Genomic DNA, 3,378 nt, shown 5'->3' with positions numbered 1-3,378 from the left:
ATTTTGTTGTTGATTGGCACTGTGCTGGTGAACAACTTTGTACTGGTGAAGTTCTTGGGCTTATGTCCGTTTATGGGGGTTTCCAAAAAACTGGAAACTGCTATTGGTATGGGGTTAGCAACAACCTTTGTGCTAACCCTCGCCTCCGTGTGCGCCTATTTGGTTGAAACCTATATTCTGACCCCGCTCGGTATCCAGTATCTGCGTACCATGAGTTTCATTCTGGTGATTGCGGTCGTCGTTCAGTTCACCGAAATGGTGGTTCACAAAACCAGTCCAACCCTCTATCGGCTGCTGGGGATATTCCTCCCCCTAATCACCACTAACTGTGCCGTATTAGGGGTCGCGTTGTTAAACATCAACGAAAATCACAACTTCATAGAATCGATCATTTATGGTTTCGGCGCCGCTGTGGGGTTCTCTCTGGTTCTGATTCTGTTCGCTTCTATGCGTGAGCGCATCACCGTTTCTGATGTGCCAGCACCATTTAAAGGTGCGTCAATTGCTATGATCACCGCTGGCCTGATGTCTCTGGCATTTATGGGCTTTACCGGGTTGGTGAAATTGTAATGAGTACCATCCTGATAGCCGTTATTGTGCTCGCTGTGCTGGCGGCCGTATTTGGCGCCATCCTCGGCTTTGCGTCCGTACGCTTTAAAGTGGAAGCCGATCCGATCGTCGATCAGATCGACAGCATCCTTCCTCAAACTCAATGTGGTCAATGTGGTTATCCCGGCTGTCGTCCGTATGCCGAAGCAATCGCCAATGGGGATGACATCAATAAATGCCCGCCTGGTGGTCAGGCGACGATCGAGAAACTGGCCGATCTGATGGGCGTCGAGGTCCAGGAATCAGCGCACGAACTTGATGATGTGAAGAAAGTTGCCTTTATCCATGAAGATATGTGTATCGGCTGCACCAAATGTATTCAAGCTTGTCCGGTTGACGCAATTGTCGGTGGGACGAAAGCCCTACACACCGTCATTAAGGATGAATGTACCGGCTGTGATTTGTGCGTGGCGCCCTGCCCGACTGACTGTATTGAAATGATTCCGGTTGAAACGACCACGGATACCTGGAAATGGCAACTGAACGCCATTCCTGTCGTTGATATTACCGATTCTGCAGATAAGCAGAAGAAAGTGAGTTAAGGACTGGTATGTTGTCATTAATCGAACAAATTAAATCCGGCGCACTGTGGGATTTTCCTGGTGGTGTTCATCCGCCGGAAAACAAAGCCCAATCCACAAAACACCCTTTGGTGGAAGCCAGTCTGCCCACTGAAATTGTCCTGCCAGTTAAACAACACATCGGCAAGCCGGGCCAGTTACTGGTGTCTGTTGGCGACCATGTGCTGAAAGGCCAGCCACTGACCCACTTTAGCACCAGCTTTATGCTTCCGGTTCATGCCCCGACGTCAGGCACCATCAGCGCGATCGAACCGCGCACCACGGCACATCCGTCGGGCTTGAGTGAACTGTGTATTGTCATTCAGCCAGATGGTGATGATCGCTGGCGCGAACAGACACCACGTCCGGATTATCGCGATGAAACGCCAGAAGAACTGATTGAAATTATCCGCCGTGCCGGTATTGCAGGTCTAGGTGGCGCGGGTTTCCCTGCGGCAAAGAAAATCCAGTCAGGTCAACAGCGCACAGAGGTTCTGATCATCAACGCAGCCGAGTGTGAACCCTACATTACGGCAGACGACATGTTGATGCGCCACCATGCCGACGAGGTGATCGCCGGAATCGAAGTGGTGGAACATATCCTGAAACCGAAGTTAACCATCATCGGGATAGAAGACAACAAACCGCAGGCATTAAAAGCGCTGCAGGACGCTTCTGCTGACAAAGATATCGTCATCCGCGTTGTACCGACCAAATACCCGTCCGGTGGCGCCAAGCAGTTGATCAAGCTGCTGACCAATCTCGAAGTCCCCAGCGGCAAACACTCCGCCGATATTGGCGTTATCGTCCAGAACGTGGGATCTATGCAGGCGATCAAACGTGCGGTGATCGATGATGAACCACTGGTTCGACGTGTCGTCACACTCACGGGCAACACGTTTAAGCAACCGCGCAACGTATGGGCTCTGCTCGGTACCCCGGTTGAAGCCCTGTTGACAGAGTTTGGTTATAAAGCTGACAAAAAGCTGCCACGTCTGATCATGGGCGGGTCATTGATGGGCTTTACCCTGCCACACGGCAACGTACCCATCACAAAGATCACCAACTGCATTCTGGCACCCAAGCGACGTGAAATCGTTGCAGAACAATACGAAATGGCGTGTATACGCTGCGGTCAGTGTGCTGACGCTTGTCCGGCGTCTCTGCTGCCTCAGCAACTGCTATGGCACGCCAAGGCCGAAGAATACGACAAGTGCGAAGAGCTGAATCTCAAAGATTGTATTGAGTGTGGGGCTTGTGCTTATGTGTGCCCAAGTGAAATTCCACTGGTACAGTATTATCGCCAAGCCAAGGCCGAAATCTGGGCACGAAAAGAAGAAGCCGAAGCCGCCGAACGTGCCAAACAGCGTTTTGAAGACAAAAAAGCGCGTATGGAGCGGGATAAGGCGGAGCGGGAAAACCGCTTTAAGAAAGCCGCAGACGATCGTCGCAAAGAGATGAAGCAATCTGGCGGTGATGACGCAGTCGCGGCCGCGATCGCCAGAGTCAAAGCACAAAAAGACGCGGCAACCACTGCCGATACCCCGGTTGTTAAACCGGCCGTCGCCGCTGCGATTGCCAAAGCTAAGGCCAAGCAAGCCCAGGCAATGCAGGCGGGTGATAGCGAACCAGACAACTCTGATATGGCCAAGCTGCGCGAAGAGCGCAAGCGCCAGGCCCGGGAGCGCAAAGCACAAAAAGCCAACCAGGACACCACCAGCGATGCGGCGTCTGACGGTGAGTCAAAAAATGCGGCAGTTGCCGCTGCGGTTGCTCGCGCTAAAGCACGCAAAGCCGCCCAAGCCAGCGAAGCAAACGCCGAGCCTGACTCTTCCGTAGCTTCACAATCCGGTGACGCGGATGCGAAAAAAGCCTCAGTCGCGGCCGCCATTGCTCGCGCCAAAGCGCGCAAAGCGGCTGCAGAGGCCTCTGAACCCCAAGCGGAGCCGGACACCGCATCGCCATCGAATGACGACAGCGATCCGAAAAAGGCCGCCGTTGCCGCTGCCATCGCTCGCGCCAAAGCACGCAAAGCGGCTGCAGAGGCCACCGAGACCCAAGCGGAGCCGGAAAGCGCATCGCCATCGAATGACGACAGCGATCCGAAAAAGGCCGCCGTTGCCGCTGCCATCGCTCGCGCCAAAGCGCGCAAAGCAGCTGCTGAGGCCTCTGAGCCCCAAGCGGAGCCGGAAAGCGTATCGCCATCGAA

Annotated in this window: 3 protein-coding genes; all 3 read left to right on the top strand. The window is 53.9% G+C overall.

The annotated features are described in order from the left end of the window. The coding region (rsxA, locus tag CAG65_RS16020) for an electron transport complex subunit RsxA (protein WP_202599425.1) at window positions 1-570 on the top strand (570 nt) is incomplete at its 5' end. Beyond that, the gene (gene rsxB / locus CAG65_RS16015) at window positions 570-1,151 is read left to right on the top strand and encodes an electron transport complex subunit RsxB (protein WP_021703823.1); all 582 of its coding nucleotides are present in this window, start codon (window positions 570-572) and stop codon (window positions 1,149-1,151) included. The genes rsxA and rsxB, both read left to right, overlap by 1 nt. A gap of 8 nt (window positions 1,152-1,159) precedes the next feature. After that, a partial coding sequence (gene rsxC, locus CAG65_RS16010; RefSeq protein ID WP_161454272.1) for an electron transport complex subunit RsxC occupies window positions 1,160-3,378 on the top strand: 2,219 nt, incomplete at its 3' end.

Source organism: Vibrio sp. V39_P1S14PM300 (assembly GCF_009904765.1).
Lineage (GTDB): Bacteria > Pseudomonadota > Gammaproteobacteria > Enterobacterales > Vibrionaceae > Vibrio > Vibrio proteolyticus.
Note: the sequence above shows the minus strand (reverse complement) of the source record. Positions and strands in the feature narration are given on the sequence as shown.

Bases quoted from the DNA above. Each gene is read 5' to 3' on its own strand.
- rsxB (WP_021703823.1), top strand. From the start codon at position 570: ATGAGTACCATCCTGATAGCCGTTATTGTGCTCGCTGTGCTGGCGGCC.